Origin of the sequence: Paenibacillus sp. FSL W8-1187 (genome assembly GCF_037965485.1) — a bacterium.
Taxonomy (GTDB): domain Bacteria; phylum Bacillota; class Bacilli; order Paenibacillales; family Paenibacillaceae; genus Paenibacillus_O; species Paenibacillus_O pasadenensis.
In genome coordinates this window covers 728,319-744,763 of record NZ_CP150181.1, presented here as the reverse complement: position 1 = coordinate 744,763, position 16,445 = coordinate 728,319, and the positions used below count along the sequence as shown (strand labels likewise).

Here is a 16,445-nt window from a genome sequence, read left to right as displayed (position 1 = left end):
TTATTCCACGCCTGCTTCGGCGCCTTCCAGGTTCAGGTTGAGCTTGTCGCCCGTGCCCTCTTCCTCGTCGTCGATTTCCTTCATCTCGATCTCGTCCTCGTTCTCGTTGAGGATCTTGACGTCCATGCCGAGGGACTGCAGCTCCTTGATGAGGACCTTGAACGACTCCGGAACGCCAGGCTCCGGCACGTTCTCGCCCTTGACGATCGACTCGTAGGTCTTGACGCGGCCGACGACGTCGTCGGACTTGACCGTCAGAATCTCCTGCAGGGTATACGCCGCGCCGTATGCCTCCAGCGCCCATACCTCCATCTCGCCGAAGCGCTGGCCGCCGAACTGGGCCTTGCCGCCGAGCGGCTGCTGCGTAACGAGGGAGTAAGGACCCGTGGAGCGGGCGTGGATCTTGTCGTCGACCATGTGCGCCAGCTTGATCATGTACATGACGCCGACCGTAACTTCGCGCTCGAAGCGCTCGCCGGTCCGCCCGTCGTACAGGACGGTCTTGCCGTTGCGCTGCATGCCGGCTTCTTCCATCGTGTCGAAGACGTCATACTCGCGCGCTCCGTCGAATACCGGCGTAGCCGCGTGGATGCCGAGGCGCTTGCACGCCATGCCGAGGTGGACTTCCAGCACCTGGCCGATATTCATCCGGGAAGGAACGCCCAGCGGGTTGAGAACGACCTCGACCGGCGTGCCGTCCGGCAGGAACGGCATGTCTTCTTCCGGCAGGATGCGGGCGATGACGCCCTTGTTGCCGTGGCGTCCGGCCATTTTGTCGCCTTCGGAAATCTTCCGCTTCTGCGCGATGTAGACGCGCACCAGCTGGTTGACGCCCGGCGGCAGCTCGTCGCCGTTCTCGCGGGTGAACACCTTGACGTCGACGACGATGCCGTCGGTGCCGTGCGGCACGCGCAGGCTCGTGTCGCGGACCTCGCGCGCCTTCTCGCCGAAGATGGCGTGCAGCAGGCGCTCTTCCGCGGTCAGCTCCGTCACGCCTTTAGGCGTTACCTTGCCGACGAGGATGTCTCCGGCGCTGATCTCCGCGCCGACGCGGATGATGCCGCGCTCGTCGAGGTTTTTAAGCGCCTCTTCGCCGACGTTCGGGATGTCGCGGGTGATCTCTTCGGGTCCGAGCTTCGTGTCGCGGGCTTCGGACTCGTATTCCTCAATGTGGATGGACGTGTATACGTCTTCCTTGACCAGCTTCTCGCTGAGCAGGATCGCATCCTCGTAGTTGTAGCCTTCCCAGGTCATGAACGCGACGACGACGTTGCGGCCGAGCGCGAGCTCGCCCTGCTCCGTGGACGGGCCGTCCGCGAGGATGTCGCCTTTTTTGACGATATCGCCTTTGCGGGCGAGCGGACGCTGGTTGATGCAGGTGCCTTGGTTGGAGCGGGTGAACTTGTGCAGCTTGTGCTTGATGAGATCTCCCGTCACCTGCTTGCCGTCGACGTTCTCGACGCGGCGCACCCAGATTTCATTGGCCGAGGCGCGCTCGATGACGCCGTCGTGCTTGGACACGATGCAGACGCCCGAGTCCTTGGCCGACTTGTGCTCCATGCCGGTGCCGACGAGCGGCGCCTTCGGAATGAGGAGCGGCACCGCTTGCCGCTGCATGTTGGAGCCCATGAGCGCGCGGTTGGAGTCATCGTTCTCGAGGAACGGAATGAGCGCCGTCGCGACCGAAACGACCTGCTTCGGCGAGACGTCCATGTAGTCGACGCGCTCGGTCGGCATCGTCAGGATGTTGTCGGCCTGCTTGTTGTAGCGGACGATGACCTGATCGTCGATGAACCGGCTGTCTTCTCCGAGCAGCGCGTTCGCCTGGGCGATGACGTAGTTGTCCTCTTCATCTGCCGTCAGATAGGCGATCTGCTCGGTGACGACGCCCGTTTTCGGATCGACCCAGCGGTACGGAGCCTCGATGAAGCCGTACTCGTTGATGCGGGCGAAGCTGGACAAGGAGTTGATCAGACCGATGTTCGGTCCCTCCGGCGTCTCGATCGGGCACATCCGGCCATAGTGGGAATGGTGGACGTCGCGGACTTCCATGCCGGCGCGCTCGCGTGTCAGACCGCCCGGTCCGAGAGCGGACAGACGGCGCTTATGCGTCAGCTCGGCCAGCGGGTTCGTCTGGTCCATGAACTGCGACAGCTGCGAGGAGCCGAAGAACTCCTTGATCGACGCGATGACCGGACGAATATTGATGAGCGCCTGCGGCGTGATGGCGTTGGCGTCCTGGATCGACATGCGCTCGCGCACGACGCGCTCCATGCGGGAGAGGCCGATGCGGAACTGGTTCTGCAGCAGCTCGCCTACGGAACGGAGGCGGCGGTTGCCGAGATGGTCGATGTCGTCCGTGCTGCCTACGCCGTGCAGCAGGTTGATGAAATAGTTGATCGACGAAATGATGTCCGCCGGCGTGATGTGCTTGACGGATTTGTCGATGACGTCGTTGGAGATGACTTTGATGATTTTGCCATCTTCGTTCGGCGCGAATACGCTGATCGTCTGGAGTGGGATACTATTCGCATCCATGACGCCGCCCGCGACCTGGTGCACCTTGCTGCTGAGCTTGTTCTCCAGATGAGGGAGCAGCTCGTCGAGCAGGCGGCGGTCGATCATCTGGCCGGCTTCGGCCAGAATCTCGCCAGTCGAGGTGTCCACAAGCGTTTCCGCCAGGCGCTGATTGAAGAGGCGGTTCTTGATATGAAGCTTTTTATTGATCTTGTACCGGCCGACGTTGGCCAGATCATAGCGTTTCGGGTCGAAGAAGCGCGCGACGAGCAAGCTCTTGGCGTTGTCCAGCGTCGGCGGCTCGCCCGGACGAAGGCGCTCGTAGATCTCGATCAGAGCTTTCTCCGTCGAGTCCGTGTTGTCCTTGTCCAGCGTATTCTTGATGTACTCGTCCTGTCCGAGCAAGTCCAGAATCTCGGCATCGGTGCCGAAGCCGAGGGCGCGAAGAAGCACCGTTACCGGAATTTTCCGGGTACGGTCGATGCGCACATAGATGATGTCCTTGGCGTCGGTCTCGAGCTCCAGCCAGGCGCCCCGGTTCGGAATGACGGTAGCCGTGTAGGTGCGCTTGCCGTTCTTGTCGACCTTCGTGCTGAAGTAGACGCTGGGTGAGCGTACCAATTGGCTGACGATGACGCGCTCCGCACCATTGATGATGAAGGTGCCCGTCTCGGTCATCAGCGGAAAATCGCCCATGAACACTTCCTGTTCCTTGACCTCGCCTGTTTCCTTGTTAAGGAGCCTTACCTTAACGCGCAGCGGCGCGGCATACGTAACGTCGCGTTCTTTCGACTCATCGACCGAATACTTCGGCTCTCCGAGACTGTAATCGATGAATTCCAACGAAAGATTTCCCGTGAAGTCCTGGATCGGCGAAATGTCCTGGAAGAGCTCCAGCAGATCGCTGTCCAAAAACTTCTCGTAAGACTTTTGTTGGATTTCAATCAAGTTCGGAACCTCGAGCACTTCGTGAATCCGGTTATAGCTCCTACGCGTGCGTCGACCATACTGAACAAGTTGTCCTGCCAACTTAACCTCACCCCTCATGTCTGCTTCTCAGCTTGATAAGCGCACTCATGACTAGACCGCACAGCCCGTTCACCATCGACTTCCTGCTTGAAATCAAGGATCGGCGTGGTAAATAAAGAAAAGCCCTTATCGAATAGGGTTCGAAAAAAGAGCATGCTTCCGGCCTGGAACCTCGGCCTCTCCACGGATGAGCCACCGCAGGAGAGACGGTCTCCTATCATGTAATTTTGCCCAAAATCTAAACATTATACGTCAAAAACCAGATTTGTATGCGCGCGGCATCAAATAAAAAATTCTTGACATTTTAGCGGACTAAAGAGATTCCGCCTATTTTAATGCTGACATTTTATAATATTAACACAACCGTTTGGGCGAGTCAAGAAAAATGAGAATAGGGTCTCTTTTCAAGTCACGCGCTTTCTGCTTGCGCCTGTCAGCCCTTGATCGCCTTGAAAATGCGGAAGCCTTTGTCCTTGCCGATCTCGACGACTTTGCCGAAAAGCTGCTGCAGCTTGGCTTCCGCCGACGGGGCTCCCTGTTTTTTCTGAATGACGACCCACATGCTTCCGCCGGGCTTCAGCAGCTCCGCCCCTTCTTCGAAAATACGGTGCACGACCGCCTTGCCCGCGCGAATCGGCGGGTTCGTCAAGATGACATCGAACTTTTCCAAGCCGGCTGCCGCTTCGTATAAATCGCTTTGCCGGATGTCGACGTTCGCAATTTCATTGCTGCGTGCATTTTCCCGCGCCAGCTCGACCGCCCGCTCGTTGATGTCGAGCAGCACCGCTTGTCCCTTCGGCGCAAGCCGGGCGGCAGTCAGTCCGATCGGCCCATAGCCGCAGCCGACGTCCAGCACCCGGTCCGCTTCTCCGATCTGCATCTGTTCGATGAGAAAGCGGCTCCCGTAATCGATGCCCCCTTTGGAAAACACGCCGTTGTCCGTCCAGAACCGGAACGAAAAGCCGCGCAGCGTCGTCTGATGCTGCTGCCGATTTTCCTTGGCATCGGGCGTTTTGGAATAGTAGTGCTCCGCCATGCCGGATGGCTCCCTTCGCGTTAATTAGAAAGAGAACCCCTTGGAGCCGGAAAGGTTCCAAGGGGTTCCGTGCTGCGCGGGGGCAGCTATTACTTCACTTCTACCGCAGCGCCAGCTTCTTCAAGCTTCGCTTTAACGGCTTCAGCGTCTTCTTTGGATACTTTTTCTTTGATTGCTTTTGGAGCGTTGTCAACGACTTCTTTCGCTTCTTTCAGGCCCAGGCCCGTCAGTTCGCGAACGACTTTGATGACGTTGATTTTGGAAGCGCCTGCGCTCGTCAGGATAACGTCGAATTCGGATTGCTCGGCAACTTCTGCAGCGCCGCCGCCAGCAGCTACAACCGTAGGTGCAGCAGCCGTTACGCCGAATTCTTCTTCGATTGCTTTAACGAGATCGTTCAGTTCCAGAACGTTCATGCCTTTGATGGCTTCAAGAATTTGCTCTTTGCTCATGGGTGAACCTCCATTGGGGTTTTATTTTTTTGGGTCTATCCGATTCCGGCTAAGCCGGCTTGCATTTGCGTTCGCTTACGCTTCCGCCTCTTGCTTTTCTGCGACTGCTTTGACCGCGAGGGCAAAGTTGCGCATAGGAGCTTGGAGGACGCTGAGGAGCATGGACAGGAGACCGTCGCGGGACGGAAGCTCAGCCAGCGCCTTGATTTGGTCCGCGCCTACGACTTGGCCTTCGAGCACGCCGCCTTTCAGTTTCAGGGCGTCGTTCTTTTTGGCGAAGTCGTTGAGAATCTTGGCCGGAGCGACAACGTCGTCGCCGCCGAAGGCGATTGCCGTCGGGCCCGTCAGAACTTCGTTCAGCGCGGCCATTTCAGCCGATTCCGTCGCACGGCGGACGAGGGAGTTTTTGAGAACCTGGAACTCGATGCCCGCTTCGCGAAGCTGCTTGCGCAGTTCCGTTACTTGAGCCACGTTCAGTCCGCGGTAGTCAGCCACAACCGTCGTCGTGCTAGCTTTCAGCTTGGAGGAGATCTCTTCCACCTGCTGCTGCTTGGACTCGATTACTTTTGCATTTGCCATTTTGGTGTACACCTCCCGTAGTAATATCTCGTGCATCCTTCGATCGGTCGACCTTCATCATGCCGGGCATGAATAAAGGCCTCCGCCAAGACAGCGAAGGCCATGATGGTCCGTTTCCGAGAAACGTTTATCATAACACCTCGGTAGGAGATTAAGCCCGGAGGGCGCCTACTGTCTTAGGCATGCGTGTTCTGAAGTTGGAATCGCAGCTCTTAGCGGAAGTTGGACACGTTGACGCGAGCGCCAGGTCCCATCGTCGAAGATACCGCGATGTTTTTCAGGTAAACCCCTTTGGCCGAAGCCGGCTTCGCACGGTTCAGCGCGTCAAGCAGCGCTTTGAGGTTCTCGTTCAGCTTTTCCGCATCGAACGATACCTTGCCGATTGGAGCATGGATTTGACCTGCACGGTCAAGGCGGTATTCGATCTTACCGGCTTTGATCTCCTGAACAGCCTTCGTCACGTCGAACGTTACCGTACCGGCTTTCGGGTTAGGCATGAGGCCCTTGCCGCCGAGGATCCGTCCGAGCTTTCCGACTTCGGCCATCATGTCAGGCGTAGCCACGCAGACATCGAATTCGAACCAGCCTTGCTGGATTTTGTTGATCATGTCCGCATCGCCGACATAGTCAGCGCCTGCAGCTTCGGCTTCCTTCGCTTTGTCGCCTTTGGCGAATACGAGGACGCGCTTCGTTTTGCCGGTACCGTGCGGAAGTACGACGACACCGCGTACGGCCTGGTCTTGTTTCCGCGGGTCTACGCCCAGGCGGACTGCCACTTCGACGGACTCGTCGAATTTGGCGGTTGCAGCTTTTTTCACGAGCTCGATCGCTTCGGCCGGCTCGTAAGTCGCTTCGCTGTCGATCAGCTTGGCGGCTTCCAGGTACTTCTTGCCATGCTTGGCCATGTTGAACTTCCTCCTTGTGTGGTAAGTAGCGGAACGCGCTGCTAGCAGGCGCTCCTCCCACAGCGAAACCGATCGTTCCGCTCAGGGCGGCGATCCGAGATCGCCGGACGCGATTAGTCGACGATCGTGACGCCCATGCTGCGGGCGGTACCTTCGACCATGCGCATTGCAGCTTCTACGGATGCAGCGTTGAGATCCTGCATTTTTTGTTCCGCGATCTCGCGAACCTTGGAACGGTTGACCGTAGCGACCTTCTTCTTGTTCGGCTCGCCGGAGCCCTTCTCGATGCCTGCTGCTACGCGGAGCAGTACGGCAGCTGGAGGAGTCTTCGTCTCGAACGTGAAGGAACGGTCTTCGAATACGGTGATGACGACCGGAATGATCAGGCCGGCTTGATCCGCCGTACGCGCGTTGAATTCCTTACAGAACGCCATGATGTTGACGCCTGCTTGACCGAGTGCAGGACCGATTGGCGGAGCCGGGTTGGCTTTGCCTGCCGGAACTTGCAGCTTGACCAGCTTGATGACCTTTTTTGCCATGAGTTACACCTCCTGCGATCCAACTATAACGCTGCGCGATCGCTCGCGCCCCGACCTCCAGAGAACCCCTGGAAAGCCGGAAACAACCGGTTCATTATACCTTCTCGACCTGCGTGTAGTCAAGTTCAACCGGGGTTTCCCGTCCGAACATGTTCACATGCACCTTGAGCTTGTTTTTGTCGAGCTGAATCTCTTCGATGACTCCGACAAAATTGGCGAACGGACCCACGGTCACGCGCACGGTTTCCTTGAGCTCGAACTCCATCTTCGGCTTCGGTTCCGACATCCCCATATGGTTGAGGATCGCGTCCACTTCCTCAGGAAGCAGCGCCGTCGGCTTGGAGCCGGATCCGGTCGAGCCTACGAATCCCGTTACGCCGGGCGTATTGCGGACGACATACCACGAATCGTCGGTCTGGATCATCTCTACCAGGACGTAGCCCGGGTAGACTTTGCGCATGACGGTCTTCTTCTTGCCGTCCTTGTTCACGATCTCTTCTTCCATCGGAACAAGCACGCGGAAGATCTTGTCCTCCATGCCCATGGATTCGACGCGGCGCTCGAGGTTGGCCTTCACCTTGTTCTCATAGCCCGAGTAAGTATGAACCACATACCATCGTTTTTCCATTCCAATCCACCTTTGGACCCTTCTTAAACGATCAGTTCAACCAATGACGAGATCCCGATGTCAAGAAGCCAAAAGTAAATCGTCACAAACACGATCGTCACGAGCACGACGAGCGTATAGCTTGTCAACTCTTTACGGTTTGGCCAGCGTACTTTCTTAAGCTCAGCCCAGCTGTCTGCGAAGAAACCGAATGTTGACCCGAAGTTCTGCTTGATCCTTGCAAGAAAAGCCATCTGGTCCCACCTCCATGACTATCTTGTCTCGCGGTGAGGAGTGTGTTCATTGCAGAACTTGCAGAACTTCCTCATCTCCATACGGTCGGGGTGATTACGCTTGTTCTTGGTGTTGGTGTAATTCCGCTGCTTGCAGCTCGTGCAAGCCAGGGTAATGATAACCCGCATTAAAGTCACCTCCCGATCGCATAAATGAATGCCGCACAACGTGCGAACGGACTCAAAGAGGCCTCAGGCCTGATCCGAGTCACTCTAAGTACCTTATCATACGGGATTCTTGCATGTCAACGCAATTCCTAGGGGCCGGCAGCGCCGGGAAGCCGCGCCGCGCGCGCGAAGTCGCCTCTCGCCCGCGCTCGCTCCGGGACCGGAAAATGAAAGCATCGGGTCTTCCGAATCCGCCCGCAGCTGTTCCTCGCCGTACCAGTATCGACAGTCTCATAGAATTCTATAACAAAAAAAGACCCCGCAGGGTCGTGCCGGCTCGAGGGCCGGCGGTTCAGATGCTGACGTCGCGCAGCTCCAAGTACTTCTCCAGCTTGCGCTTCACCCGTTGAAGGGCGTTGTCGATGGACTTGACGTGACGGTCCAGATCGACGGCGATCTCCTGGTACGAGCGTCCGTCGAGATACAGCATGAGCACCTTGCGCTCGAGATCGCTGAGAATCTCGGACATCTTGTCCTCCAGCCCGACGAACTCCTCCTGATTGATGAGGAGCTCCTCCGGATCGCTGACCCGCGTGCCGCAGATGACGTCCAGCAGCGTACGGTCGGAATCCTCGTCGTAGATGGGCTTGTCCAGAGAAACGTAGGAGTTGAGCGGAATATGCTTCTGGCGGGTCGCGGTCTTGATGGCCGTAATGATCTGCCGGGTGATGCACAGCTCGGCGAACGCCTTGAAGGAAGCGAGCTTGTCCCCGCGGAAGTCGCGGATCGACTTGTAGAGTCCGATCATGCCCTCCTGCACGATATCCTCCCGGTCGGCGCCGATGAGGAAGTACGAGCGGGCTTTGGCCCGGACAAAGTTCCGGTACTTGTTGATCAGATATTCCAGCGCTTCGCTGTCGCCTATGCGCACCGCCTCGACGACGTCCTCATCCGTTCGGCAGTCATAATCATGCGTACTCCATTCTCTGAGGTCGATGCTCACAAACAATCCCTCCGGCCTGCAAAGCGTGCACAGCTAGTCTATTGGTAGCATTTGATGGCGGTCATATTTCCCAAAAAAGAATAAGCCAAGTATACAAGACGTCTCTTGACATCGTCAACGCAAACGAGCGTTCTATAATGGATAAAAGTGGTTGGAATCGGGCTCGAATGGATTGAAACCGCTATCTCCGCGGCAATTTTATTTACATGTTTTTAACGCAATGACGATTGTCACTCTCCGCGCCTCATCCGTTCGAGCTTCATCCGGGCGTCCAGGCTGAGGTTTCCGTCGATCGTATTGCGGCTTTTGGGCGTATCGTCCTTCAGCGAGCGGGCGATCTGCCGCCGGTTCTGGTCGAGCTCCAGCTGCAGCTCCCGCGCGGACAGCCGGAGAGCGCCCTTGCCGAAGGCGACATGCTGCTCGACGGAGTCCGACGTCGCGACGTAGATGCTCCGGCTGCGCTTGCGCAGCTCCCCGGACAAGCGCTCGATGCATTCGTCAGCCGTCTCCTTTTCCTTGGTGAAGACGACCGTGATCTTATGCTGCTTGTAGGCGGAACGGCTGCCCGCAACCTGATGGGCGTCGAACACGACATAAACTTCCATGCCGGTGAAGCCCTGGTAATCGGCGAGCAGATGGAGCAGCCGCTCCCTCGCTTCCTCGAGGTTCGCTTCCTTGAGACGCTCCAGCTCCGGCCAGGCGCCGATGATGTTGTAGCCGTCCACCAGCAGGACGTCCGGCTGCCGTGCCACGGCGGACTAGACGCTCCCGCGCTGCCGCACGACCTCGTACATCAGCACGCCGGCGGCGACGGAGGCGTTGAGGGAATTGAGCTGGCCGAGCATCGGCAGCTTCACGAGGAAGTCGCATTTCTCCCGGATGAGGCGTCCCATGCCCTTCGCCTCGTTGCCGATGACGAGCGCGAGCGGCAGGTTGAAGTCGGTCCGGTACACGTCCTGGCTCGCGCTGACGTCCGCGCCCGCGATCCAGATGCCCTCCTCCTTGAGCGTCTCGATCGTCTGCGCCAGGTTGGTCACGCGCGCCACCGGCACATGCTCGGCCGCTCCGGCCGAGGTCTTCCACACGGTCGCGGTCAGGCCGGCGGAGCGGCGCTTCGGAATGATGACGCCGTGCACGCCCGTGCATTCGGCCGTACGGAGGATCGAGCCCAGGTTGTGAGGGTCCTCGATCTCGTCGAGGATGAGCAGCAGCGGCGGCCGGCCGCTCCCCTTGGCCCGCGAGAGCAGCTCGTCCACCTCCGCGTAGCGGTACGCCGCCGCCTGGGCGACGACGCCCTGATGCGCGACGCCGAGGCCAAGCTGGTCGAGCCGGCGCTTGTCGACGAACTGCACGACGATGCCGGCGTTTTTCGCTTCGGCGAGAATCGGACCGACCGACGGCTTCTGCACCGTATCGGCGATCCAGATCTTGTTGAGCTCGCGCCCGGAGCGGAGCGCCTCGAGCACAGGGTGCTTGCCGGCGATCCAGTCCTGCGCCGGCTCGGTTTCTTGATTCGGTTTGTCAGTGCTCATTCATGTTCTCCTTTTGGCGGTCCGCCTCGAGCGCTGCGAACACGGCCGCCATCAATTCCCGGAGCCTCTCGGTCCGGCCTTGATAGTATAGATAGCCGACCAGCCCTTCGAGGGCGGTGGCCAGGCGATAGTCGTGAGGATCGGCGTTGCGCGGAGGCTGGCCGGACTTGGCGTTGCGCGCGCGGCGCACGATGTCCTGCTCCTCCTCGTCGAGCATCGGCGCCCACAGCTCGAGCCAGCGGCGCTGCGCCTTGGCCGAGACGATGCCGGTCGCGGCGCGATGCAGCTGCTGCGGCTTGAGCCGGTCTCCGGCGACGAGATGCTGGCGGACGAGCAGCTCGAACACCGCATCGCCGGCATAGGCGAGCACGACGGGGTTCAGCAGCTCGGGCCGCTTGGAAGGCGCCTCATAAGGCAGCGGCTGGAACGTCTGCTCACCGAGCGGAGCGGCGCCGGCCGCCTTCGGATCGATGCCGCCGCTCATTTGCGCCGCCATCGGATGCCCTGCGGCGTATCCTCCAGCAGGATGCCCTGCTCCGCCAGCAGATCGCGGATCTCGTCCGCGCGCTTCCAGTTCTTGTCCGCGCGCGCCTGCGTACGCTCGGCGATGAGCGCGTCGACCTCGGCGTCCAGCAGTCCCGCCGCCTCGTCCGCCCGCGGCAGCAGGCCGAGCACGTCGTCCATGACGTCCATCAGGCCGAGCAGCGCGCGCAGCGCCGGGGCCGGGGCGACCGGCAGCTTGAGCAGCGCATTCGCCTCGGCGACGAGCTCGAACCAGACCGTGATCGCGTCCGGCGTGTTGAAGTCGTCGTCCAGCTTGGCGGCGAAGCGGTCGCGCAGTCCCCGCAGCCGGCCGTCGAGCGGCTCGTCTCCCGTCTGCGGCTCATAGCGCAGCGCGCCGACCGGCGCGTCCAGCCGCGCATGCCAGCCTGCTGCGCCGGAGCCGTCCGGATCGACGGCGCCGAGCCGATGCTCCAGGTTGACGCGGCAGTTGGCGATGCGCTCCACGCTGCCGAGCGCCTGCTCCACCGTGTCGTCGCTGAAGTTGAGCGGCGCGCGGTAATGGCCCGACAGCATGAAGTAGCGGATCGCCTCCGGCTTGATGCGCTTCAGCAGCTCGTTCACGGTGATGCCGTTGCCGAGCGACTTCGACATTTTCTGATTGTCGATGTTGATGAATCCGTTGTGCATCCAATAATGCGACAGCGGCTTTCCCGTCAGCGACTCCGACTGCGCGCACTCGCATTCGTGATGCGGGAACTGCAGGTCATGGCCGCCGCCGTGGATGTCCAGCGTATCGCCCAGGTATTCGCGGGCCATCGCCGAGCACTCGATATGCCAGCCCGGCCGTCCCGGTCCCCAAGGGCTTTCCCAGCTGATCTCGCCGGGCTTGGCGCCTTTCCAGAGCACGAAGTCCTGCGGGTCCTCCTTGCGCTCGTCGATGCCGATGCGGATGCCGAGCTGCAGCTCCTCGAGGTTTTGATGGGACAGCTGGCCGTATGCGGCGAACGACTTGGTGCGGAAATAGACGTCGCCGCCGCTCGGGTATGCCGCGCCCTTGTCGACCAGCTCGCCGATGAAGGCGACGATCTGCGGAATATGCTCCATGACGCGCGGATTGCGCGTCGCCCGGCGCACGCCCAGCCGCTCCGTGTCCTCGTAGAACGCCTCGATGAAGCGCTCGGCCACCTCCGGCACCGTCGTGCCGAGCTGCTCCGCCTTGCGGATCAGCTTGTCGTCGACATCGGTGAAGTTGACGAGGTAGTCGACCTCATAGCCGACCGCCTCCAGGTAGCGGCGAACGACGTCGAAAAAAATCGCCGGACGCGCGTTGCCGATATGGATATAGTCGTATACGGTCGGGCCGCACACGTACATCTTTACTTTACCCGGCTGCTGGGAGATGAACTCTTCCTGCCTCCGGCTCATCGTATTGTAGATCTGCAGACTCATCGCTGCTGCTCCCCTCCGCCTACCGGCAGCCTGACCTGCCGCTCATGATGCTCCCGGACGTCCCGCTCCGCCGCGCTCTCGCGCAGCTCGCTCACTTGCGTCCTCAGGAGATTGATCTCGTTCTGCATGCTTCGGAACATCTCGATGACCGGATCGGGCAGCTTCGCATGGTCCAGCCGATCCCCGACCTTGAGGCCGTTGCGCTTGACGATGCGCCCGGGGTTGCCGACGACGGTGCTGTTGTCCGGCACCTCTCTCAGCACGACCGAGTTGGACCCGATGTTGCAGTTGTCGCCGACCCGGAACGAGCCGAGCACCTTCGCGCCGGAGCCGATGACGACGTTGCTGCCGATCGTCGGATGACGCTTGCCCTTCTCCTTGCCCGTGCCCCCGAGCGTGACCCCCTGGTAAATGACGACATCGTCGCCGATCTCGCAGGTCTCCCCGATGACCACGCCCATGCCGTGGTCGATGAACAGCCGGTCGCCGACGCGGGCGCCGGGATGGATCTCGATGCCGGTCATGAACCGGCTCACCTGCGAGACGATGCGCGCCAGCGTGAACAGCCGGCGCTTGAACAGCGCGTGCGCGATCCGATGCGCCCAGATCGCGTGCAGGCCCGAGTACGTGAAGACGACCTCGAAAATGCTGCGCGCGGCGGGATCGTTGTCGAATACGGCCCGAATATCGGATTTGATGTGGCGAATCATGTCTCTACCCCCCATTCAGCCTTGACGACAGGACGTGCGTCAGGATGAAAAAAAGCCTCTGCAGCCCAAGGGCTGCAGAGGCGTCGATGGCGCGGTTCCACTCTGCGGTTCAGAACCGTCCGCGGCGCGGACAATCCTGACTCTCGGGCCTGTAACGAAGGCCGGACGTTGCCGCCTACCCCCGGCTCGCCTGTGTCGGCCGCGTGGCGGACCGCAGGGAGCGGGCTCGGAGCAAGGCTCGCAGGTGCAGCGGATTCGCCGCCGGGATGGACCTCTCGCAGCCGCCGCTGCACTCGGCGGCGCCGCGAAAACGGGCGGGCCGGCTGCATGGCGGAGGTCCTCTCTGCAATCCCGGGCATGGCGATCCGATCCTGTTCAAAGCCGGTCGGTATCGGTGCTTGAATTACCTTTAGTATACTCCATAAGCGGCAAAGCGCAAGGTGCCCGCTCCGGGCTCAGCCTTGCAGGCGCGCGCGCAGGCGGCTTTCCACTTTGCCGCGTCCGAGCAGCACGATCGTGCGGTTCAGGTCCGGACCGTGCGTCTGGCCGGTGACGGCGGCGCGGATCGGCATGAACAGCGCCTTGCCCTTGCAGCCGGTCTCCTTCTGCACGGACTTGATGAGCGCTTTGACGCCCTCCTCGCTCCAAGCCTCCGGCTCGATCGTCTGGATGCCCGCGAGGAACGCCGACAGCACCTGCGGCACCGTCTCCTCCGCCAGCACCTCGCGCGCCTCCGCCTCGTCCTCGTACGACTCGAGGAAGAACAGCTCGGTCAGCGGCACGATCTCCGCGCCCCAGCGCAGCTTCTCGCGGTACAGGGCGATCAGGTCGGCCGCCCACTCGCGCTCGCGCGCGTCCGGCTCGGCGCTGACGCGGCCCGCCTGCTGCAGATGCGGCAGGCACAGGTCGACGAGACGCGGCAGCTCGAGCTGCTTGATGTATTCGCCGTTCATCCAGGCGAGCTTGTTCGTGTCGAATACCGCCGGGCTCTTGCTCAGCCGGTCGGCGTCGAACGCCTCGACGAGCTGCTCGCGCGTAAACAGCTCCTGCTCGCCCTCCGGCGACCAGCCGAGCAGCGCGATGAAGTTGAACAGCGTCTCCGGCAAGTAGCCGAGCTGCTCGTACTGCTCGATGAACTGGATGATCGACTCGTCGCGCTTGCTCAGCTTCTTGCGCTGCTCGTTGACGATCAGCGTCATGTGCGCGAACAGCGGCGGCTCCCAGCCGAGCGCCTCGTAGATCATGAGCTGGCGCGGCGTGTTGGAGATATGGTCCTCGCCCCGCAGCACATGCGAGATCTTCATCCGATGGTCGTCGACCGCCACCGCGAAGTTGTACGTCGGAATGCCGTCCTTCTTGACGATGACGAAGTCGCCCGTCTCGCTCGTGTCGATGCGGATCAGGCCTTTTACCATATCGTTCCACTCGTAGGTCCGGTTCTCCGGCACGCGGAAGCGGATGCTCGCCACGCGGCCTTCCGCCTCGAAGGCGGCCTGCTGCTCCGGCGTCAGGTCGCGGTGGCGGCCCGAGTAGCGCGGCGTCTCGCCGCGCGCGGCCTGCTCCTCGCGCTCCTGCTCGAGCTCCTGCTCGGTGCAGTAGCAGCGGTACGCCAGGCCGCGGTCCAGCAGGTCCTGCCAGTATTCGCGGTAGATGTCGAGCCGCTCCGTCTGCCGATACGGGCCATAGCCGCCGCCGACATCGACGCTCTCATCCCAGGTAATGCCGAGCCAGGCCATGAACTTGAGCTGGCTCTCCTCGCCGCCGGCCACGTTGCGCTTGACGTCCGTATCCTCGATGCGCACGATGAACTTGCCGCCGTGGCGGCGGGCGTACAGGTAGTTGAACAGCGCGGTGCGCGCGTTGCCGATATGCAGATGTCCCGTCGGCGACGGCGCGTAGCGGACGCGGACTTCGTTTTGTGCCATGTCGGTTTCCCCTTTTCGTTCAGCCTCTTAAAATAAGTGCCATCATAGCACACCCTGCACGAGGCAGACAACCGCCTGCGCGGCGATGCCCTCGCCGCGTCCGGGGAAGCCGAGCTTCTCGGTCGTCGTCGCCTTGACGTTGACTTGATCCGGCTGCGCCTCGAGCGCGCGCGCGATGATCTCGACCATCGCCGGAATATGCGGCGCCATCTTGGGCGCCTGGGCGATGATCGTGCAGTCGAGGTTGCCGAGGCGCCAGCCCCGCTCCTTGATCAGCCCCCACACCTGCTCTAGCAGCTTCAGGCTGTCCGCGTCCTTGAACGCGGGGTCCGTGTCGGGAAAATGCTTGCCGATGTCGCCGAGCGCAAGCGCGCCGAGCAGCGCGTCCGCCACCGTATGCAGCAGCACGTCCGCGTCGGAGTGGCCGAGCAGCCCCTTTTCGAACGGAATCGTCACGCCGCCGATGATGCACGGACGTCCCTCCACCAGCTGATGCACGTCAAAGCCTTGTCCGATCCGAATCATGATTCCGCTCCCCTCTCCCGCCGCGCCAGCAGGAACTCCGCGTACGGGAGATCCTCCGGCGTCGTGATCTTGATGTTCGTATATTCGCCCTCGACGACCGACACCGGATCGCCGAGCCGCTCTACCGCCATCGCGTCGTCCGTGCCAAGAAAGCCGCTCGCAAGCGCCTGCTCATGGGCTTCCAGCAGCCGGACACGGCGAAAAGCCTGCGGCGTCTGGATCGCCCACAAGCTGCTTCGGTCCGGCGTGGCGACGATGACTCCGTGCTCGTCCGCTTGCTTGATCGTGTCCTTGACCGGCACGGCCAGCACGGCCGCTCCCGTCTGCTCGGCCCGTTGCAGGCAGGCCCGCACGGCGGCAGCGGTGACGAGCGGCCGCACGCCGTCGTGGACGAGCGCCCACTCCGTCCCGAGACCGCGCAGTCCGAGCCGCACGCTGTGCTGCCGCTCGCTGCCGCCCTCCAGCACCGCCGCCACCTTGGACAAGCGATAGGAGCGGCACCAGTCGCGGCACCGCTCCACATCCGAAGCTCCGGTCACGAGCACGATCTCGGCGACCTCGTCCATCCCCTGCAGCAGCTCCAGCGAATGGATCAGCAGCGGCTTGCCGCCGAGCTCGAGAAACTGCTTGCTCTCGGCCGTGCCCATCCGCGTGCCGCGGCCGGCGGCGACGACGACCGCTCCCCAGCGCGGCTCCGAAGCGTCCGGCGCTTCAGCCGCAGCCTCGCCGGCG

The 16,445-nt window shown here is 61.4% G+C and carries 18 protein-coding genes and 1 other annotated feature; all 18 genes read right to left on the bottom strand.

Features of this window, described 5'->3' with window-relative positions:
* Positions 1–3,546 carry a DNA-directed RNA polymerase subunit beta gene (rpoB, locus tag NYE40_RS03245; protein WP_028598190.1) on the bottom strand — a complete coding sequence of 1,182 codons (3,546 nt, stop codon included), beginning with the start codon at positions 3,544–3,546 and terminating at the stop codon, positions 1–3.
* A 433-nt stretch (positions 3,547–3,979) separates the two neighbouring features.
* The gene (locus NYE40_RS03240) at positions 3,980–4,582 is read right to left on the bottom strand and encodes a class I SAM-dependent methyltransferase (RefSeq protein ID WP_028598189.1); all 603 of its coding nucleotides are present in this window, start codon (positions 4,580–4,582) and stop codon (positions 3,980–3,982) included.
* Between the two features lie 89 nt (positions 4,583–4,671).
* A complete protein-coding gene (gene rplL / locus NYE40_RS03235; RefSeq protein ID WP_028598188.1) occupies positions 4,672–5,034 on the bottom strand; it encodes a 50S ribosomal protein L7/L12 in 363 nt (120 codons plus the stop codon).
* Between the two features lie 75 nt (positions 5,035–5,109).
* On the bottom strand, positions 5,110–5,613 hold the full coding sequence (gene rplJ / locus NYE40_RS03230; RefSeq protein WP_028598187.1) for a 50S ribosomal protein L10: 504 nt from the start codon (positions 5,611–5,613) through the stop codon (positions 5,110–5,112).
* A gap of 62 nt (positions 5,614–5,675) precedes the next feature.
* Positions 5,676–5,812 (bottom strand) — a sequence feature (ribosomal protein L10 leader region).
* A 13-nt stretch (positions 5,813–5,825) separates the two neighbouring features.
* Positions 5,826–6,518: a 50S ribosomal protein L1 gene (rplA, locus tag NYE40_RS03225; RefSeq protein ID WP_153782746.1), complete on the bottom strand. Its 693-nt coding sequence runs from the start codon at positions 6,516–6,518 to the stop codon at positions 5,826–5,828.
* Between the two features lie 113 nt (positions 6,519–6,631).
* Positions 6,632–7,057, bottom strand: coding sequence for a 50S ribosomal protein L11 (gene rplK / locus NYE40_RS03220; protein WP_021878535.1), 426 nt, complete (start codon positions 7,055–7,057; stop codon positions 6,632–6,634).
* Positions 7,058–7,151: 94 nt separating this feature from the next.
* Positions 7,152–7,685: a transcription termination/antitermination protein NusG gene (gene nusG / locus NYE40_RS03215; protein ID WP_028598185.1), complete on the bottom strand. Its 534-nt coding sequence runs from the start codon at positions 7,683–7,685 to the stop codon at positions 7,152–7,154.
* 23 nt (positions 7,686–7,708) lie between these two features.
* On the bottom strand, positions 7,709–7,918 hold the full coding sequence (secE, locus tag NYE40_RS03210; protein ID WP_028598184.1) for a preprotein translocase subunit SecE: 210 nt from the start codon (positions 7,916–7,918) through the stop codon (positions 7,709–7,711).
* A gap of 18 nt (positions 7,919–7,936) precedes the next feature.
* A complete protein-coding gene (rpmG, locus tag NYE40_RS03205; protein WP_084136916.1) occupies positions 7,937–8,086 on the bottom strand; it encodes a 50S ribosomal protein L33 in 150 nt (49 codons plus the stop codon).
* Between the two features lie 331 nt (positions 8,087–8,417).
* Positions 8,418–9,068 carry an RNA polymerase sporulation sigma factor SigH gene (gene sigH, locus NYE40_RS03200; protein WP_028598183.1) on the bottom strand — a complete coding sequence of 217 codons (651 nt, stop codon included), beginning with the start codon at positions 9,066–9,068 and terminating at the stop codon, positions 8,418–8,420.
* Positions 9,069–9,298: 230 nt separating this feature from the next.
* The gene (locus NYE40_RS03195; RefSeq protein ID WP_028598182.1) at positions 9,299–9,820 is read right to left on the bottom strand and encodes an NYN domain-containing protein; all 522 of its coding nucleotides are present in this window, start codon (positions 9,818–9,820) and stop codon (positions 9,299–9,301) included.
* A 6-nt stretch (positions 9,821–9,826) separates the two neighbouring features.
* Positions 9,827–10,600, bottom strand: a complete 774-nt coding sequence (gene rlmB, locus NYE40_RS03190) for a 23S rRNA (guanosine(2251)-2'-O)-methyltransferase RlmB (RefSeq protein WP_052333083.1) — start codon at positions 10,598–10,600, stop codon at positions 9,827–9,829.
* Positions 10,590–11,096 carry a ribonuclease III domain-containing protein gene (locus tag NYE40_RS03185; protein ID WP_228551246.1) on the bottom strand — a complete coding sequence of 169 codons (507 nt, stop codon included), beginning with the start codon at positions 11,094–11,096 and terminating at the stop codon, positions 10,590–10,592. The genes rlmB and NYE40_RS03185 overlap by 11 nt, the downstream gene beginning before the upstream one ends.
* Positions 11,081–12,553, bottom strand: a complete 1,473-nt coding sequence (gene cysS / locus NYE40_RS03180; protein WP_339279297.1) for a cysteine--tRNA ligase — start codon at positions 12,551–12,553, stop codon at positions 11,081–11,083. The genes NYE40_RS03185 and cysS overlap by 16 nt, the downstream gene beginning before the upstream one ends.
* A complete protein-coding gene (gene cysE / locus NYE40_RS03175) occupies positions 12,550–13,263 on the bottom strand; it encodes a serine O-acetyltransferase (RefSeq protein ID WP_052333082.1) in 714 nt (237 codons plus the stop codon). The genes cysS and cysE overlap by 4 nt, the downstream gene beginning before the upstream one ends.
* Positions 13,264–13,718: 455 nt before the next feature.
* Positions 13,719–15,188, bottom strand: a complete 1,470-nt coding sequence (gltX, locus tag NYE40_RS03170; protein WP_153782744.1) for a glutamate--tRNA ligase — start codon at positions 15,186–15,188, stop codon at positions 13,719–13,721.
* 42 nt (positions 15,189–15,230) lie between these two features.
* Complete coding sequence (ispF, locus tag NYE40_RS03165) at positions 15,231–15,713, bottom strand: 2-C-methyl-D-erythritol 2,4-cyclodiphosphate synthase (protein WP_028598178.1); 483 nt, start codon at positions 15,711–15,713, stop codon at positions 15,231–15,233.
* Positions 15,710–16,360, bottom strand: coding sequence for a 2-C-methyl-D-erythritol 4-phosphate cytidylyltransferase (ispD, locus tag NYE40_RS03160; protein WP_339280011.1), 651 nt, complete (start codon positions 16,358–16,360; stop codon positions 15,710–15,712). Before ispD ends, ispF begins: the two co-directional genes overlap by 4 nt.
* Positions 16,361–16,445: the final 85 nt, after the last annotated feature.